Genomic DNA, 16,615 nt, shown 5'->3' with positions numbered 1-16,615 from the left:
TCAGCAAGGCATCTCGGCGTGTTTGCGCGCGTAGTACCACCAGGTGATCACGATGCAAGCGATGTAGAAAACGAAGAACGTCCACAGCGCGGCATGGGGGCTGCCCGTCAGGGCAATCGAGCTGCCATAGCTCTTGGGAATGAAGAACCCGCCGTAGGCAGCCATGGCGGCAGTGAAGCCCAACGTGGCAGCGCCCAGGGTGTTGCCTTCCTTGTTGGCCTGGGCCACGGCGGCGGTGTTGCGGGGGTCCACGCCCCGCATGGCTTCGGTCAGGAAGATCACGGGAATCATGCGGAAGGTGGAGCCGTTGCCAATGCCGGTGGTGAGGAACAGCACCAGGAAGCACACGAAAAAGCCCGCAAACTGGCCTTCGTTACCAGCGGAGGGCAGGAAGAACGTGACACCCGCCACTGCCATGGCCATGACGATGAAGTTCCACAGCGTGACGCGCGCACCGCCGAGCTTGTCGGCCAGCCAGCCGCCAAACGGACGGATCACGGCACCTACCAGCGGGCCCAGCCAGGCGTAGGCCAGGGGGTTCACACCGGGGAACTGGCTCTTGATGAGCAGCGGAAAGCCTGCGGCATAGCCGATGAACGAGCCGAAGGTGCCGAGGTACAGCACGCACATCAGCCAGTTGTGCTTGCGCTTGAAGATGGCGGCCTGCGCAGCGAACGAGGCGCGGGCGTCGGCAATGTCGTTCATGCCAAACCAGGCGGCCAGTGCCGTCAGCGCGATCCATGGCACCCAGATGAAGGCAGCGTTCTGCGTCCACACCTGCACGGTCTGGCCGTTCTTCACAATGGTCTGGCCTTCGCCGCCAAAGATGCCGAAGATGCCTGCAGTGACGACCAGCGGGCTCAGGAACTGCACCACCGACACGCCCAGATTACCCAGGCCCGCATTCACGCCCAGCGCCGAGCCCTTGCGCTCCTTCGGAAAGAAGAAGCTGATGTTGGCCATGCTGGAGCTGAAGTTGCCGCCACCCAGGCCACACAGCAGCGCCAGGATGAGCATGGTGGGGTAGGCCGTGGTGTTGTCCTGCACCGCAAAGCCGATGCCGATGGCAGGGATCAGCAGCGAAGCGGTGGAGATGGCCGTCCAGCGGCGGCCACCGACCAGCGGCACCATGAACGAGTAGAAGATGCGCAGCGTGGCGCCCGAGAGCGCGGGCGCCGCCGCCAGCCAGAACAGCTGGTTGGTCGAATACTTGAACCCGAGGCCCGGCAGGCTCACGGCGACCACGCTCCAGACCTGCCAGATGGCAAAGGCCAGGAACAGCGCGGGCACCGAGATCCACAGGTTGAGCTTGGCGACAGCCTCGCCTTCGCGCTCCCAGAACGATTTGTCCTCCGGGGCCCAGAGGGTGAGCAGACGCCCCTGGCGCCCGCTGTTGTTGGTGGCAGACATGGTGAGGTTTCCTTAAAAAATCAGCGGGTGGCAGGCTGTGCAGCAGCGCCCTGCGAGCCCATGAGACGGGTGTTGCGCACTTCGGTGAAGTACATCCAGATGAGCGAGACCCACACCACGCCGTACATCAGCATGAAGGCGCTGGAGCGGATGCCCGTGAGGTCCATGAGCGCACCAAACAGGATGGGCAGAATGAAGCCCCCAAGGCCACCAGCCAGGCCCACGATGCCGCTGATGGCGCCAATGTTGTGGGGGTAGTCATCGCTGATGTACTTGAAGACACTGGCCTTGCCGAAGGCCCACGAAATGCCCAGCAGAAACATCAGGCCGGTGAACGCGTAGACGTTGAGCCCCAGGTGAAAGGTCTTGGGGCCGTTGACGGTCAGGATGGTGAAATCAGTCTGTGGATAGCTCAGCAGGAACAGGCAGATCCAGCTCACCCACATCACCCACCAGGTCACGCTGTGGGCGCCGTACTTGTCGCTCAGCATGCCGCCGATGGCGCGCAGCACACCACCGGGCAGCGAGAAGCAGGCCGCCAGCAGAGCCGCCACGCGGATGTCCAGGCCAAACTCGCCCACGTAGTACTGCACCATCCACAACGACAGCGCCACATAGCCGCCGAACACGATGCTGTAGTACTGGCAATACTTGAGTACCTTGGGGTCCTTGAGCGCCTTGAGCTGGTCGGTGAACTTGACGCTGCTGGGCACCAGGTGGGCCGGGTCGCTATAGCTGAAGAGCCAGAACAGCACCACGGTGCCCAGCATGATGGCCGCATACACCTGCGGCACCATGGTCCAGCCAAAAGCCACCAGCAGCACCGGGGCCACGAACTTGTTCACGGCTGCGCCCGAATTGCCAGCCCCGTACACACCCATGGCCGTGCCCTGGCGGTGCTTGGGGAACCAGCGGGCCACGTAGGGCGTCCCCACCGAGAACGAGCCCCCCGCCAAGCCCACGAACAGGCCAATGGTGAGAAAGTGCCAATACTCCGTGGCATAGCCCATCATCCAGATGGCCGGCACGGTGGTGGCCATGACGGCGGTCATCACGATGCGACCACCGAACTTGTCGGTCCAGATGCCCAGCGGCACCCGCACCAGCGAGCCCGTGAGCACGGGCATGGACATGAGCAGCCCGAACTGCGTGGAGTTCAGGTTGAGCATCTTCTTGATGGGGATGCCGATGACGCCGAACATCATCCAGACCATGAAGCAGACGGTGAAGGCGAAGGTGCTGACGATGAGCACCGACCAGGCTTGGCGGGTGCGCTGCGGACTGTCGCCCGGGGGCAGGGTTGCGTTGGCCATTGCGCGGTTCCTCTCTTTTTGGATGGGAGGAATGGTCGCGTATGCAGGGCTTTTTGCACATCCTTCGCTAGAGGGTGTGCGGCGCGGCAGAGGGAGTAGTCACTGGGGGCAGGGCATCGTCCGAAAGAACTATGGAGTGCCCTTTGCATGGCGGTGCCCCCCTGCTCCACCACTTCTGCACCACCACCTGCCCGTGGCGAGTGCAGGCCTGCGCTATTCAGCGCGCTGCCGGTCCGAGGCGTACACCGCCGCCTGCACGCGCGAGCTGAGACCCAGCTTGCGCAGGATGTGCTGCACATGGATCTTCACCGTGGTCTCGGCGATATCGAGGGTGCGCGCGATCTCTTTGTTGCTCGCGCCGCGTGCAATCTCACGCAGCACGTCTTCCTCGCGCGGCGACAGGGGCGTGAAGCCGTTGGCGGCGACCACAGTGGCATCGGAGGGTGCGGGCGGCGCAGGCACAGCCTCCGGTGCGCCCTGCAACTGGAACGCTGCCACCAGCTTGCCCATCAGCTCGGGGCTGACCACAGGCTCGCCCCGGGCCGCTCGGCGAATGGCCTGGGCCAACAGGTCGCCATCAATGGTCTTGAGCAGGTAGCCCTGCGCGCCGTTGCGCAGTGCGGTAGCGAGGTCTTGCGCGTCTTCGCTCACCGTAAGCATGAGCACACACGAGGTGGGCGACACTTCGCGCAGCCCCCGGATGGCGTCCACCCCCATCACGCCGGGCAGGTGGTTGTCGAGCAAGATCACCTGCGGCTTCAACTGCGGCGCAAGCCGCAGGGCCTGCGCGGCATCACCCGCCTCGCCCACCACAGACAGGCCGTCGTACTGCCCAAGCAGCGCGATCAGTCCGCGCCGGAACAGCGTATGGTCGTCCACCACCAGCAGCGTGACCGGCAGTGCAGTGGGAGCCGGCAGTGTGGCAGCGGGCGAAGCGGAGGGCATCATGAGGTGAAGACAGGTTGTGGAACGGCGACAGGGGCCGATGCCGCGGCCTGGGTGGATGCGACGGCCTGGGCTGGCGCCACCGAGGGCAGCTCAACGCACACGCGGGTGCCCTGCCCCGGCGCGGACTCCACCTGCACGACGGCGCCAATGTGCTGGGCCCGTTCGCGCATGATGCCCAGACCCACGTGCAACGAGTCGGGCGGCACGGAGGCGGTGTCAAAGCCCGTGCCGTTGTCCTGCACCTCAAAGCGCCAGCGCGGGTGGCGGTGCACCAGCACATCGACCCGCGTTGCGCCCGAATGCTTGCGTACGTTCGACAACGCCTCTTGCACCATGTGCAGCACCTGAATCTGCACGTCCTGCGCCAGCGGCAGGCCATGGCCCACCATGCCCAGCGTGGTGGCCATGCCGGTCTGGTGCTCAAACTTGGACAGCGTGGCGCGTAGCGCGGATTCGATGTCTTCTTCGCTGGTGCGGGTGCGAAAGTGCACCAGCAACTCGCGCACGTCGGAATAACACTCGCGCACGCCCACGTCCAGCTCGCCAATGCTGCGGTCTCGCTTCACCTCGTCGCCACGCGCCACGGCATCGCGCAGCAACTGGGTCTGGATCTTGAGGAAAGCCAGCGACTGGGCGATGGAGTCGTGCAGCTCGCGCGCTAGCAGGCTGCGCTCCTCGGCCACCGCAGCCTCGCGCTCCAGCGCAGTGGCGCGCAGGCCCTCCATGGCGCTGGCCAGGTGACGCGTCATGGCTTCGAGCAGGTCGCGCAGCTCATCGGTCATCTCCACCGGCGAACGGAAGAACAGGTCGACCTCACCCAGCAAGCGCTGCTGCATCTGCACCGGGATGGTCACCATGGTTTCAAAACCCGCCTCGCGGCAATGCGGCAAGGCGACGGCGGTCGATGGCGTGATGGGAATGACCCGGGTGCGCGCCTGCGCCTGTGGCTGGCCGCACAGGCAGGTGCCGGTGTGCAGGCAGTGCTCGCCCTCGGCCATGGTGCGGGGCAGGCCATCACCGGCCAGCAGCACATAACGTTCGTTGGCCTCGTTGGACCAGCGCACCGCCGCCGCATCGGCCCCCGCCACGCGGCGGATTTGCTGCACAAAGCCCTGAGCCAGCAGTTCCAGGCTGCCCGCCGTGCTGGCCAGCGCGCTCACCTCGTACAGCGCTGCCAGGCGCTGGTTCTGCACGGCGATGCTGGCGGTCTTCTCGCGCACCTTGTGCTCCAGCTCGTCGTGCGAGGCCTGCAGTGCATGCGCCATGAGGTTGAAGCCCGCCGAGAGCTGGCCGAACTCGTCATCCGTATCGACCGGCAGGCGCGTGCCGAGCTCGCCCTGACGCAGCCGGGCCTGGGCCTGCTGCAGGCGCGCCACGGGGTTGATGACCAGCAGGTAGCTCACGGCCATGAAGGTGACGGCGGCCACGATGGCCAGCGCCATCATGAACAGCTGGAACAGGTGCAGCGCGGCGGTCCAGCCCGCGATCTGGATCTCGATGGCGTCCACAAAACCATCGACCTGCTGCACAAAGGCATCGGCTTCCGCCAGAATTTGTGCGCGGTCTGGGGGCAAGGAACTGACCCACCCCGCGCGCGCCACCGCCCACTGGCTGCGAATACCGTCAAAGCGGGTGCGTGTCTCGTGACTCCACGGCACAAACAAGGGCCGCGATGGATCGCCCGTGCGCAGCAGATCCAGGCTCACGTCAAACTGGCGAGCGCGCTCCTGCACCGCAGCGGGGGGCTCTGTCTGCAGCACCAGCACCATGCGCAGCATGTTCATTCGCAGGCGGCCAGCCTCATTCACCGCAGCAGCACCCCCTTCAAGTTTCCAGGTCACCCACAGCGTCAGGCCGATGGATGCCAGCGCCACCAACAGGAAACCCGCGCCCATGGCGAGGAGCTTGGTGGTTAGCGTGGGCTTGGTGCGCATGGCGGCAGTGTAGGCACCGAGCCTGCACTGACTCTTGACTTGAGTCAAGGCCAACACGCGTAGCATGGCGCCATGCGACGATCACCCGACACCCGCCTCTGTGTCCACTGGCTGCTGGCCGCGGCCCTGGTAGCACTGGCGGGCTGCGCCAGCACGGGCACCATGCTCCCCAGCATTCCGCTCGCTGACTGGCCCGGTCGCCTCCAGACCCTGCTCCCCGCCGATGTGCTGCTGCTGGGCGAGCAGCACGATGCGCCCGACCACCAGCGCCTGCAGCGCGAGACCGTGGTGTGGCTGGCGGCACGGGGGCAGCTGACAGCCGTGGTGATGGAAATGGCCGAGCGCGGCCACAGCACTCAAGGCCTGCCGCACGATGCCAGCGAGGCCCAGGCCCAGGCCGCCCTGCAGTGGGACAACACCGCCTGGCCATGGCAGGCCTATGGCCCGGTGGTGATGGCGGCCGTGGGCGCCGGGGTGCCCGTGCTGGGTGGCAACCTGCCCCGCGCCCGCATGCGGGCCACCATGGCCAACCCCGCCTGGGACCAGCATCTGCCCGCCCCGGCGCTGGCCCAGCAATACCAGGCGCTGCGCGACGGCCACTGCGGGCTGCTGCCGGAGTCACAAATCGCGCCCATGGCCCGCATCCAGATCGCCCGCGACGCCAGCATGGCCCAGACCGCATTGGACGCAGTGCGCCCCGGCCAGACTGTGCTGCTGGTGGCGGGCGGCGGCCATGTGCTGCGCCACCTGGGCGTGCCCACCCACTGGCCCGCAAATTTGGTGTCAAAAGTGGCTCTAGCGCAGGTGGAACATGCGTCAGCCGCTATCAAATCAGGTGCAGATGCCGATGCAGTGATCAACACCCCCGCGCTGCCCCCGCGTGATGTGTGCGCAGAGTTGCGCGAGCAGTGGCGCCCGGCGGCGCCCGGACAAAAGGTCTGAGTTTTCAGCCCTGAACGGTGGCGACAGGCACCGCCTGCGCGCGCAGCAGCGCCACAAAATCGTCGGCAGGCACAGGGCGGCTGCACAGGTAGCCCTGGTAGGCGTCGCAGCGCCGCTCGCGCAAAAAGGCCAACTGCCCCTCGGTCTCCACCCCCTCGGCCAGCACCGACAGGCCCATGCTGTGCCCCATGGCAATGATGGCGGCGCTGATGGCCATGTCGTCCTCGCTTTGCGGAATGTCGCGGATAAAACCCTGGTCGATCTTGAGCACGTCGATGGGAAACCGCTTGAGCTGTGCGAGCGACGAGTAGCCGGTGCCAAAGTCGTCCACCGCAATGCGCACACCCAGCTCTCGCAGGCGCACCAGCACCTGGCGGGCCTCATCGGTGCGCTCGGCCAGCGCGCTTTCGGTGATCTCCAGCTCTAGCAGCGCCGCCGGGAACCCGCTGGCCTGCAGCGCGGCCGCAGTGCTCCCGGCCAGGTCGGTCAGGTGGAACTGGCGCGGCGACACGTTCAACGCCAGGGTCAGCTCGGGCAGCCCCGCCTCACGCCATTGCTGGCCCTGTCGGCAAACCTCGCGCACCACCCATTCGCCCAGCGGTCCGATGACGCCCGAGGTCTCGGCCACAGGGATGAAGCGGGCGGGCGAGATCAGCCCCTCCTGCGGGTCGTTCCAGCGCACCAGGGCTTCGGCACCCTGGATGCGCCCGGTGGCAATGTCGATCTGGGGCTGGTAGTACATCTGCAGATGGCCCTGGGCCAGCGCCAGGCGCAGGCGCGACTCCAGCTCCAGCCGTTCGCGGGCGGCCTGGGTCATGGCCTCCTGAAAGAAGCACCATGCACCCCGCCCTTGCGCCTTGGCCCCATAGACCGCTGCGTGGGCGCCCTGCAGCAGCAGCTCGGTGGTGTTGGCGTGCTCCGGGAACATGCAAATGCCCACACTGACGCCCGCCACCACCTCCAGCCCGTCGGGCGAGCGCCAGGGCTCGGCCACGGCGCGGATCAGGTGGCGCGCCACAGCGGCGGCGCCATCGGCATGGCGCAAATTGCGCGCCACCACGGCCAGCTCGTCCCCCGCCATCCGCCCCAGCACATCCCCCGGCCGCAGGGCCGACTGCACCTGCCGCGCGATGTGCTTGAGCACCTCGTCGCCCGTGGCATGGCCATAGCTGTCGTTCACGTCCTTGAAGCGGTCCAGGTTGAGCAGCAGCACGGCAATGCGCTCGCCACTGAGCTGCGCCTCCTGCACCGCGAGCTCCAGCTGGTGCCCAAACCAAGTGCGATTGGACAGGCCGGTGAGCGAGTCGTTGTGCGCCAAATACTCCAGCTGCCGCTGCTGGGCTTTTTCTTCGGAGATGTCGGAGAACATGCACACGTAGTGCGTGATCTCGCCCGCCGGGTCGCGCACGGCCGACAGGGACATGTGCTCCGGGAAGATCTCGCCGTTCTTGCGGCGGTTCCAGATCTCGCCTTGCCAGTACCCCGTCTCGGTCAGCGCCGCCCACATCGCCTGGTAAAAAGCCTTGTCGTGGCGCCCCGACTTGAAGACGCGGGGCGTCTTGCCCAGCAGCTCCTCCTCGGTGTAGCCCAGCAGCCGGGTGAACGCGGCGTTGACTGACAGGATGCGGCTGTGGGCGTCGGTCACCACCACGCCTTCCATGGTGTTGTCCACCACCGCAGCCGCCAGGCGCTGGCGGGCCTCGCTGCGCTGCAGTGCGGCGCGGGCAGCCTTGATCTCGTCCAAGTCCTGCACCACACACACCAGGTGCGCGGGCTCGTCGCCCACGGCGGGCGCCAGCGTCACGGTGCACAACACGGTCACCCGGCAGCCGTTGTCCAGCCGCAGGCAATGGCGTTCGCCCACGTAGTGGTCAATCTCGCCTGCCAGCAGGCGCTCCAGCTGCGACGCGGCCCAGTCACGGTCCTGGGCAATCATCACATCGCGAAAATTGAGGCCCAGCGCCTGCTCGGGCGTTGTGCCCAGCAGATCACACAGGCGGGTGTTGACCCACAGAAAGCTACCGTCCAGCCCCACCCGCGCAAAACCGGCGGGCGCATGGCGCACGATCTGCGTCAGCTCCTGCGCCATGGCCATGCGCACCTTTTCGGCCCGGCGCATACGCCGCAGCAGCCACCAGGCCAGGCCGCTGGTCAACCCCACATAGCACCAACCCTTCCAGGTCTGAAAACGGGTCAGCAGGGCCGGGTCGGTCACCCAGTGGGCCAGCAACACATCGCCCACGAACACCCAGGCCACCCCCAGCACCAGGTACAGCAGCATGCCCCGCCAGGGGACCAGCGATGAGGCGTAGCCCTCGTTGCCCATTGCGCTTCTTGCGCTCCTTGTTGGTTCCACGGTTCCACAGCCATCGGCCCTTGCTGCGACAATTGCACAGCTATGACCAACGCCTACATCCTTACCCTGTCCTGCCCCGACCGCCTGGGGCTGGTGCACGCCGTCTCGGGCTTTCTGCTGGAGCACGGCGGCAACATCGAAGAAGCCGCGCAGTACAACGACCACGCCACGGGCCTGTTCTTCATGCGGGTGCAGTTTGCCTGCGACCAGCACGACCACCCCACCCTCAAAGCGCGCCTGACCAGCTTTGCCGAGCCCTACAACATGAACTGGAGTCTGCACGCCACGGCAGCCCCCATGAAAACCGTGCTCATGGTCAGCAAGGAAGGCCACTGCCTCAACGACCTGCTGTTTCGCTGGAAGAGTGGCCTGCTGCCCATCGACATCCGCGCCATCATCAGCAACCACCGCGACTTCTACCAACTAGCGGCCAGCTACAACGTGCCGTTCCACCACATCCCGATGACGGGCAGCACCAAAGCCCAGGCCGAAGCCAAACAGCTGGAGATTATCGAGGCCGAAGGCGCCGAGTTAGTGATCTTAGCTCGTTACATGCAGATACTTTCCCTTGACCTATGTCAAAAATTAGCAGGTCGGGCCATCAACATCCACCACAGCTTCCTGCCCAGCTTCAAGGGCGCCAAGCCCTACTACCAGGCGCATGACCGGGGCGTGAAGCTGATTGGCGCCACCGCCCACTATGTGACGGCCGACCTGGACGAAGGCCCGATCATCGAGCAGGACGTGGCCCGCGCCGACCACACCGACACGGTGGAAGACCTGACGGCCCGGGGCCGCGACACCGAAAGCCAGGTGCTGGCCCGCGCCGTGAAGTGGCACAGCGAGCACCGCGTGATCCTGAACGGTCACAAGACCGTCATCTTCCGCTAACCCGTTCCGCCCCATGGCCACGGCAGCCCCGTCTTCCTTCCTCAGCAGTGCAGCACGGCGCATTCCGCCCATCCAGTGCCTGCTGACGTTTGAGGCCCTGGCCCGCCTGCGCAGCGTGACGCAGACGGCTGACGACCTGTGCGTCACGCCCAGCGCCGTGAGCCACCGCGTCAAGCAACTGGAGCAGATCCTGGGTGTGCGGCTGTTTGGCCGGGCCGATTTTTCGCTGACCACCGAGGGCAGCGCCTACCTGGCCCATGTGCGCGAGGGGCTGGGCGCTCTGCAGCGGTTTCCGGGCCAGGCGGCAGCGCCCGGGCGCCGGCGGCTCAAGCTGGCCGTGACACCCACGTTTGCGCGCACCATCCTCATCCCGCGCCTGCGCCAGTTCACCGAGGCCTACCCCGAGATCGACCTGGCCCTGCAGGTGTCCATTCCGCTGCTGGACGTGGTGGCCGAAGACGCTGACCTGATGGTGCGCTTTGGCCCCGGCCACTATGCCGATGTGGAGCATGTGGAGCTGGCGCGCGACGTGGTCACGCCCCTGGCCTCCCCCGCGTTCGTGCGCGAACACGGCCCGTTCGACCGGCCGGAGGACCTGGAAGGCGTGCCCCTGCTGCGCAGTCCGCTGGAGCCCTGGCGCACCTGGTTTGCCGCCACGGGCCTGGACTGGGCCGAGCCCAGCGAGGGCTCGCAGTTCAACGACATCGGCCTGATGTGCGACGGCGCCGCCGCTGGCATGGGCGTGGCGCTGGTGCGCCTGAAGCTCGGGGCGCCGTGGCTGGAGAACGGCACGCTGGTGCGCCTGTTCGACACCGATACGACCAGCCCCCACGCACACTACCTGTGCTGGCGCACGGGCACCATGGACCGCTGGGAGTGCGCGGCGTTTGCCGAGTGGCTGCGCAAAACCATGGCCTGAGCCCTCCTGCATTGACGATTTTGGCCGCAAGCGCTTATCCATAAAGCGCCAGAAGCTATATATTTAATAGCACCCAAAGTACCCTGCCCTCCCCCTGTGGCGCGCAGGGTTCCAGCTTCACACAGCCCGCCTGCCGCCATCACCCGGCACGCGCCTCTCGTCTGTCCTGTCTCTTGACCTCTTGACCTCTCCACCACCTCACCACGCCGTGCTGCAAGACGCCCACTTCAAGAAGAGATACCCCACGCTGGAGCAGAACGCGGTGCTCAACACCACGGCGCGCGCAGTGCTGGTCAACGCGCTGGCTGGCACAGGCAAGACCACCACCCTGGCCATCAAGGCTGCGGACCTTATCCGCACCCAGGGGGCCAGCCGCATCCTGATGCTCGCGTATTCGGAGGCGGGACTGGCCGCCATAGCGCAGCGCCTGGAAAAGTTCGTCCCCACCATTCCCCGCCAGGTCCAGATCATGACCGTGGAGCAACTGTGCTCCACTGTGCTCAAGGAGCAGGGCGACCCCCTCGTGCGCGTGACCGAGCCCCTGCACAAGAGTCTGCTCGTGCGCCAGGCCCACGCCGCGCTGCTCCAGGACCACGTGCTGGACAAGGCGTCCGAGACCGATGACTTTCTGTCGCGCGATCTGGACGTGCAGGCCTTCATCGACTTTGAAGCCCAGGCCAAGCAGCGGCTGCTGCTGCGCGCCATCGACCAGTCAGGCGTGGGCGCCTTGCCCTACTGCCGCGAACACCAGCTCGACTACGGGCTCTATCAGCTGCTGGCCAAGTACGAACGCCTGCGCAGGGGGCTGAGCAACGAGCCGCTGTTCTACGCGCCGGGCGACTGCACGTATGAAGTGGCCACACAGCTCGGGGAGCTGGATTTCGACGATGCCTATGCACCGCTGCAGGGCCGCTTCGACGCGGTGTTGTTCGATGAGCTGCAGGACCTGGACGAGGCCGCCATGCGGGTGCTGCGGACTCTGGTGCAGGGCGGCAATGGTCTATTCGTCGGCGCGGGAGACTTCAACCAGCACATCCTGCCCGGCGCGTTCTCCGTCTTTGGCGACAGCCTGGCCCGCATCCGGCAAGAGCTGCCTGCAGACACCCAGGTCGTCGCCCTCAACACCACCTACCGTTTCGGCAACGCCATCTGCCAGGGGCTGAACCCCTTGTTCGGCGTGGAGTTTGCTGCGCACTACCCCACCAAAGCTTCCGCCTTCGAGCAGCGCCGCTACACCGACGACGAGGACTGCGCCCGGCAACTGCTGGCTATCCATGACACCGTGCTGCAGCAATTGCCCCAGCGGCCCCAACAGCCGCAGTCGCCCGGCAGCCACACGCACCCTCCCTGCCTGAATGTGGTCCTGCGGTCGCCAGAAGACTCGATCCTGCTCGAATGGATGTTTGCCCATGAAGGCGTGCACTACGCCTGCAAGGGCATGAAACGCTTCTACCAGCGCCGCGAGATCGCCCTGGTGCTGGCCATCATGGGGGCCATGCAGGGCTGCAGCGACGGGGTGCGGCTCACGCAGGGCATTCTGAGCAGCGCGATGGAAGGTCTGCTGCGCTACGTGCGGCGCGGCAGCCAGCCCGACCAGGACGTGCTGGCCAATGGCGCGTTCGACATGCAAGCGCTGGTGGAAGACTCCCCCGCTGAAGTGGACACCCGCGTTGTGGCCGCAGAACTCATCGGCAAGCGGGACCTGATGCGCCGGTTTCTGGTGCGTGCCAGCTTCAACCCCCAGGCCCCGGTGGCATCCCCTCTGTGCGAACAATTGCTGGCCTTGCCCCCCGAGGCCTGTGCCGATGCCGGACTGCTGTGCGCGCATCCGCTGGTGCTTCAGCTCTTTGCGCAGGCGCCCATCAGCCCGGACGAATTGCGCTACTGCCGGGACAGCCTCGCGGCGCTGGCCCGCATCTGCGCCGGGTTGTCGGTGGACGAATTCCTGGGCCGGTTGGCGCTCATGGTCCAGGCCAGCATCCACCAGCACTCCCAGCAAGAGGCCTCCAGCCTGCAACTGCTGACGGTGGAGCGCTGCAAAGGGCATGAATATGAGTATGTGGCCGTGCCCCTGGTAGAACGCGGGCGCTTTCCGCGCAGTGCCGCCCGGCAAGACGCCTACCGCGAACGCAACATGCTCTATGTCGCCATGACGCGCGCCAGCAAACGCCTGTGGCTTCTGGAAGGCAGCCAACGCCCGGTCAGCCCCGGGCCTGTGTGAGGGGGCTGCGGGCCATTTGCTCAGAAATTCAAGCCCAATTGGCCTCTAGCGCTTTATTCACAAGCGCCAATGGCTCACTAATTGATAGCAAACAGCCATATCCAGGCCATTTCACAGACTGCTGCAAGAAAACTCACGCCCCTGCACGCAACCTTCCTCTACAGTGGCGGCCATGAACACTGCCGCCGAACCCACCACAGCCTTGTCCGAACGCGCCGCGCGCCAGGCCGAGGTTGTCCAGGCCCTGAGCCGCGTGGTGCCAACACACGCGCTTCTCTGGCACACCGAAGACACCACGCCCTACGAATGCGACGGCCTCACCGCCTACCGCCAGCGCCCGCTGGTGGTGTGCCTGCCCGAAACGTATGACGAGGTCCAGGCCGTGCTGCAGGTGTGCCACCAACTGCAGGCGCCCGTGGTGGCACGCGGTGCGGGCACGGGCCTGTCGGGCGGCGCCATGCCCCACGCCATGGGCGTGACGATGTCGCTGGCCAAGTTCAACCGCATCCTCGACATCAACCCCGAAAGCCGCACGGCCGTGGTGCAGTGTGGCGTGCGCAACCTGGCCATCAGCGAGGCGGCGGCACCCTACAACCTCTACTACGCGCCCGACCCCAGCAGCCAGATCGCCTGCACCATCGGCGGCAACGTGGCCGAAAACTCGGGCGGCGTGCACTGCCTCAAATACGGCCTCACCGTGCACAACGTGCTCAAGGTGAAGGGCTTCACGGTAGAAGGCGAACCGGTGGAATTCGGCAGCGAGGCACTCGACGCCCCCGGCTACGACCTGCTGGCCGCCGTGATCGGCAGCGAGGGCATGCTGGCCGTGACCACCGAAGTGACGGTCAAGCTCATCCCCAAGCCCCAACTGGCGCGCTGCATCATGGCCAGCTTTGACGACGTGCGCAAAGCAGGCGACGCCGTCGCCGCAGTGATCGCCGCCGGCATCATCCCCGCAGGCCTGGAGATGATGGACAAACCCATGACCGCCGCCGTCGAAGACTTTGTGCATGCGGGCTACGACCTCACGGCCGAGGCCATCCTGCTGTGCGAGAGCGACGGCACACCCGAAGAGGTGGAAGAAGAAATCGGCCGCATGAGCGAGGTGCTGCGCGCCGCAGGCGCCACCGCCATCAGCGTGAGCCGCGACGAGGCCGAGCGCCTGCGCTTTTGGAGCGGCCGCAAGAACGCCTTCCCCGCCAGCGGCCGCATCAGCCCCGACTACATGTGCATGGACTCCACCATCCCGCGCAAGCGCCTGGCCGACATCCTGCTCGCCATCCAGGAGATGGAAAAGAAATACCAGCTGCGCTGCGCCAACGTGTTCCATGCGGGCGACGGCAACCTGCACCCTCTCATCCTGTTTGATGCGAACGATGCCGACCAGCTGCACCGCTGCGAGCTGTTTGGCGCCGACATCCTGGAGACCAGCGTCGCCATGGGCGGCACGGTGACGGGGGAGCATGGCGTGGGCGTAGAGAAGCTCAACAGCATGTGTGTGCAGTTTTCTGCGGCGGAGAACGCGCAGATGTTTGGGCTGAAGCATGCGTTTGACCCGGCAGGGTTGCTGAACCCGGGGAAGGTGATTCCCACGCTGAACCGGTGTGCGGAGTACGGGAAGATGCTGGTGCGTGGGGGGCAGATCAAGCATCCTGATTTGCCGCGGTTTTGAACGATGCCGCCCCCGGCGCCGCCCGAAGTGAGCCCAGGACCGCCGTCCAAGTGAGAGTTACAAAACCATCACTCGCGTTCAACACGAAGAATCCCAAGTTATGCCGACAGTCGCCCGCCGACATCATTTTCTCCCCCAGGGTTATCTAGCCGGCTTCACTGATTCCGGGCGAAAAGATGGAATGCTGCACGTCCTGGACCTCCAGGAAAGTAGGAGCTTTCGGACGTCGCCATTGAATGTTGCGGTCGAGAAGGACTTCAAGCGCATAGATACTGAGGGTCTACCACCAGATGCAATCGAAAACGCCCTAGCCCCAATAGAGGATAGAGCCATACAAGCAATTCGTCGTGTGACTGAATCGAGGGAGTTCCCAAGTGATGAGGACCACAATCTGATACTCAATCTTCTGAGTTTGGTGATCGTGCAGAACCCAAAATCTAGACGAAACTTGAACAGTGCTCGAACACGCGTCGCAGACGAGAAACTTAAGTGGCTTGTAGCATCTCAGGCCAATTGGGAGCACCATCTCTCGTTGGCTCAACAGACTGACGAAGAGTTCAAAGGAGATGTGAGCTACGAGCGCGCACGTCAGTTCGTCGAAGGTCGACACTACATCATCGACTTTGGGAACGAAGGTACTTTGCGTGAAGAGTTTCGCGCGCATGATGAACTCTTGACAGCGCTCGGCAAACGCACTTGGACTGTACTGGTAGCTCCAGAGGACAGCTCGTTCATCACCTCTGACTACCCGTTCTCCTTAGTTATGGAACACGGCTTCCACGGTCACCCATCGTTCCTAACGCAAAACACTGAATTGTTTTTCCCCATTAGCAAGAAGGCGGGCTTCATTGGAATTCTCGGCACACCATTGAAACCAGTGATCAACGTGCGCGCCGACGTAGTCGCCAGGATGAACACCCGGGTATCGCGCCAAGCGGATCGACGACTGTTCCTTGCCGAAGACAACTTCCTGGCATACGGGCGCGGAGGCGTTGTTACTGTGCGGGCCTAACGGGTTGCTCAAACGTACGAGTTCTGCAGCGGTTCCGCATGCTACCGGCGAGTAGCAATTCTCTCTGGTGCCATCGGCTGCTATCACCCGGTAGCATCCAGTAGAACCATCGACAATCCGCCCCTCCATCCGCGCTCCAAACCCATGCCCAGCGACTCCACCACCACCCTCCTCCATTCCGGCAACGCCCTCGTCGCCCAGGCACAGGCCGTGGCCACGCAAGACTTTGCCGCAGCGCGGGCGTTGTGGCGGCAGGCGGGGGTGTTGTTTCAACGGGCGCACGAAGCCGCCCCCGGGCAGCACGCGGCGGCGTTTCGGCTGGGGCAGGCGTGGGTGGCCGAGGCCCATGCGCTGCAGAAAGAAGGATCTGAAGATGCGACGGCGATGTGGCGCCAGGCGGCGCTGCAGTGCGAGGTGGCCTTTGCGCTCGACCCGCACCATGCGGTGACGGCCATGCACATTGCCAGTTGCTACGCCTGGGCGCAGGACGGCGAGGCCAAGCAGGCCTGGGCGCAGATTGCGCAGCACCTGCAGGAAGAACACGCGGCCAACATGGCTGCGGATCAGGCGGCACGCTAGGCCCAGCCCCACGTGGTCGGCACACGGCCGAGCAACGCGATGGCCCGTGTGGCTGTTCGGCTGTTGGCTGTTAGGCTCCCCACCCCTGCTGGCTGCGCCTGCGGCGGGGCGGTTGCGGGGTGAGCATGCGCGTCGGAGCGCGCATGCCTCGTGAACTGACTCGCCGTGGTTGTCCGAGCGGCGCGCGCCAGCGCAAAGCGAGTTCCACGGCGCACCCCGCAACCGCCCCGACGCAGGTTTGCCCCGTAGCGCAGCGAAGGGGTCGCAGACTGGGGGTCGCCCTTTCTTTGGTGACTTTCTTTCGGCGACGCGAAAGAAAGTTACTCGCATGCCGGGCGACTCCCGGCCTCTGCCCTCAACCTGGGCATGCTTCCCGTTCGAACACGCTCAGGCTTCGACAAGCTCAGCCCGAACGGTT

Annotated in this window: 12 protein-coding genes; 7 read left to right on the top strand and 5 right to left on the bottom strand. The window is 65.4% G+C overall.

The features are described from left to right. The 4 genes from OIN59_RS03810 to OIN59_RS03795 form a co-directional block, all read right to left on the bottom strand. On the bottom strand, positions 1-1,410 hold the full coding sequence (locus OIN59_RS03810) for a NarK family nitrate/nitrite MFS transporter (protein WP_274107253.1): 1,410 nt from the start codon (positions 1,408-1,410) through the stop codon (positions 1-3). Positions 1,411-1,430: 20 nt separating this feature from the next. Then, positions 1,431-2,723 carry an MFS transporter gene (locus OIN59_RS03805; RefSeq protein ID WP_274107251.1) on the bottom strand — a complete coding sequence of 431 codons (1,293 nt, stop codon included), beginning with the start codon at positions 2,721-2,723 and terminating at the stop codon, positions 1,431-1,433. A 213-nt stretch (positions 2,724-2,936) separates the two neighbouring features. Next, entirely contained in the window at positions 2,937-3,671 is a 735-nt protein-coding gene (locus OIN59_RS03800; RefSeq protein ID WP_274107249.1) for a response regulator, read from the bottom strand. Continuing rightward, positions 3,668-5,605, bottom strand: coding sequence for a type IV pili methyl-accepting chemotaxis transducer N-terminal domain-containing protein (locus OIN59_RS03795; RefSeq protein ID WP_274107247.1), 1,938 nt, complete (start codon positions 5,603-5,605; stop codon positions 3,668-3,670). Before OIN59_RS03795 ends, OIN59_RS03800 begins: the two co-directional genes overlap by 4 nt. A 72-nt stretch (positions 5,606-5,677) precedes the next feature. Here OIN59_RS03795 and OIN59_RS03790 point away from each other — a divergent pair, with 72 nt between their 5' ends. Next, positions 5,678-6,547, top strand: a complete 870-nt coding sequence (locus OIN59_RS03790) for a ChaN family lipoprotein (RefSeq protein ID WP_274107245.1) — start codon at positions 5,678-5,680, stop codon at positions 6,545-6,547. Between the two features lie 4 nt (positions 6,548-6,551). Here OIN59_RS03790 and OIN59_RS03785 read toward each other — a convergent pair whose 3' ends face one another. After that, entirely contained in the window at positions 6,552-8,873 is a 2,322-nt protein-coding gene (locus OIN59_RS03785) for a putative bifunctional diguanylate cyclase/phosphodiesterase (RefSeq protein ID WP_274107243.1), read from the bottom strand. A gap of 72 nt (positions 8,874-8,945) precedes the next feature. On the opposite strand from OIN59_RS03785, the gene purU reads away from it, so the two are divergent. From purU to OIN59_RS03755, 6 genes are all read left to right on the top strand, one after another. Next, on the top strand, positions 8,946-9,794 hold the full coding sequence (purU, locus tag OIN59_RS03780; RefSeq protein WP_274107241.1) for a formyltetrahydrofolate deformylase: 849 nt from the start codon (positions 8,946-8,948) through the stop codon (positions 9,792-9,794). 13 nt (positions 9,795-9,807) lie between these two features. Next, positions 9,808-10,713 (top strand): LysR substrate-binding domain-containing protein, encoded by a 906-nt coding sequence (locus OIN59_RS03775; RefSeq protein WP_274107239.1) that lies wholly within the window; start codon positions 9,808-9,810, stop codon positions 10,711-10,713. A 181-nt stretch (positions 10,714-10,894) separates the two neighbouring features. After that, entirely contained in the window at positions 10,895-12,934 is a 2,040-nt protein-coding gene (locus OIN59_RS03770) for a UvrD-helicase domain-containing protein (protein WP_274107237.1), read from the top strand. 172 nt (positions 12,935-13,106) lie between these two features. Continuing rightward, positions 13,107-14,606 carry an FAD-linked oxidase C-terminal domain-containing protein gene (locus OIN59_RS03765; RefSeq protein WP_274107235.1) on the top strand — a complete coding sequence of 500 codons (1,500 nt, stop codon included), beginning with the start codon at positions 13,107-13,109 and terminating at the stop codon, positions 14,604-14,606. A gap of 100 nt (positions 14,607-14,706) precedes the next feature. Then, positions 14,707-15,618, top strand: coding sequence for a DUF4238 domain-containing protein (locus tag OIN59_RS03760; protein ID WP_274107233.1), 912 nt, complete (start codon positions 14,707-14,709; stop codon positions 15,616-15,618). Positions 15,619-15,762: 144 nt separating this feature from the next. Continuing rightward, positions 15,763-16,197 (top strand): hypothetical protein, encoded by a 435-nt coding sequence (locus tag OIN59_RS03755; protein WP_274107231.1) that lies wholly within the window; start codon positions 15,763-15,765, stop codon positions 16,195-16,197. Positions 16,198-16,615: the final 418 nt, after the last annotated feature.

It is taken from the genome of Acidovorax benzenivorans, from assembly GCF_028680575.1.
GTDB lineage: Bacteria > Pseudomonadota > Gammaproteobacteria > Burkholderiales > Burkholderiaceae_C > Acidovorax > Acidovorax benzenivorans.
The sequence above is the reverse complement of the archived record's forward strand: the minus strand, read 5'-3'. Positions and strand labels throughout refer to the sequence as shown.

Excerpts from the sequence above, each read along its gene's own strand:
- OIN59_RS03775 (WP_274107239.1), top strand. The coding sequence starts at position 9,808 with ATGGCCACGGCAGCCCCGTCTTCCTTCCTCAGCAGTGCAGCACGGCGC.
- OIN59_RS03765 (WP_274107235.1), top strand. The coding sequence starts at position 13,107 with ATGAACACTGCCGCCGAACCCACCACAGCCTTGTCCGAACGCGCCGCG.
- OIN59_RS03790 (WP_274107245.1), top strand. The coding sequence starts at position 5,678 with ATGCGACGATCACCCGACACCCGCCTCTGTGTCCACTGGCTGCTGGCC.
- purU (WP_274107241.1), top strand. The coding sequence starts at position 8,946 with ATGACCAACGCCTACATCCTTACCCTGTCCTGCCCCGACCGCCTGGGG.
- OIN59_RS03805 (WP_274107251.1), bottom strand. The coding sequence starts at position 2,723 with ATGGCCAACGCAACCCTGCCCCCGGGCGACAGTCCGCAGCGCACCCGC.
- OIN59_RS03795 (WP_274107247.1), bottom strand. The coding sequence starts at position 5,605 with ATGCGCACCAAGCCCACGCTAACCACCAAGCTCCTCGCCATGGGCGCG.
- OIN59_RS03755 (WP_274107231.1), top strand. The coding sequence starts at position 15,763 with ATGCCCAGCGACTCCACCACCACCCTCCTCCATTCCGGCAACGCCCTC.
- OIN59_RS03785 (WP_274107243.1), bottom strand. The coding sequence starts at position 8,873 with ATGGGCAACGAGGGCTACGCCTCATCGCTGGTCCCCTGGCGGGGCATG.
- OIN59_RS03810 (WP_274107253.1), bottom strand. The coding sequence starts at position 1,410 with ATGTCTGCCACCAACAACAGCGGGCGCCAGGGGCGTCTGCTCACCCTC.
- OIN59_RS03760 (WP_274107233.1), top strand. The coding sequence starts at position 14,707 with ATGCCGACAGTCGCCCGCCGACATCATTTTCTCCCCCAGGGTTATCTA.
- OIN59_RS03800 (WP_274107249.1), bottom strand. The coding sequence starts at position 3,671 with ATGATGCCCTCCGCTTCGCCCGCTGCCACACTGCCGGCTCCCACTGCA.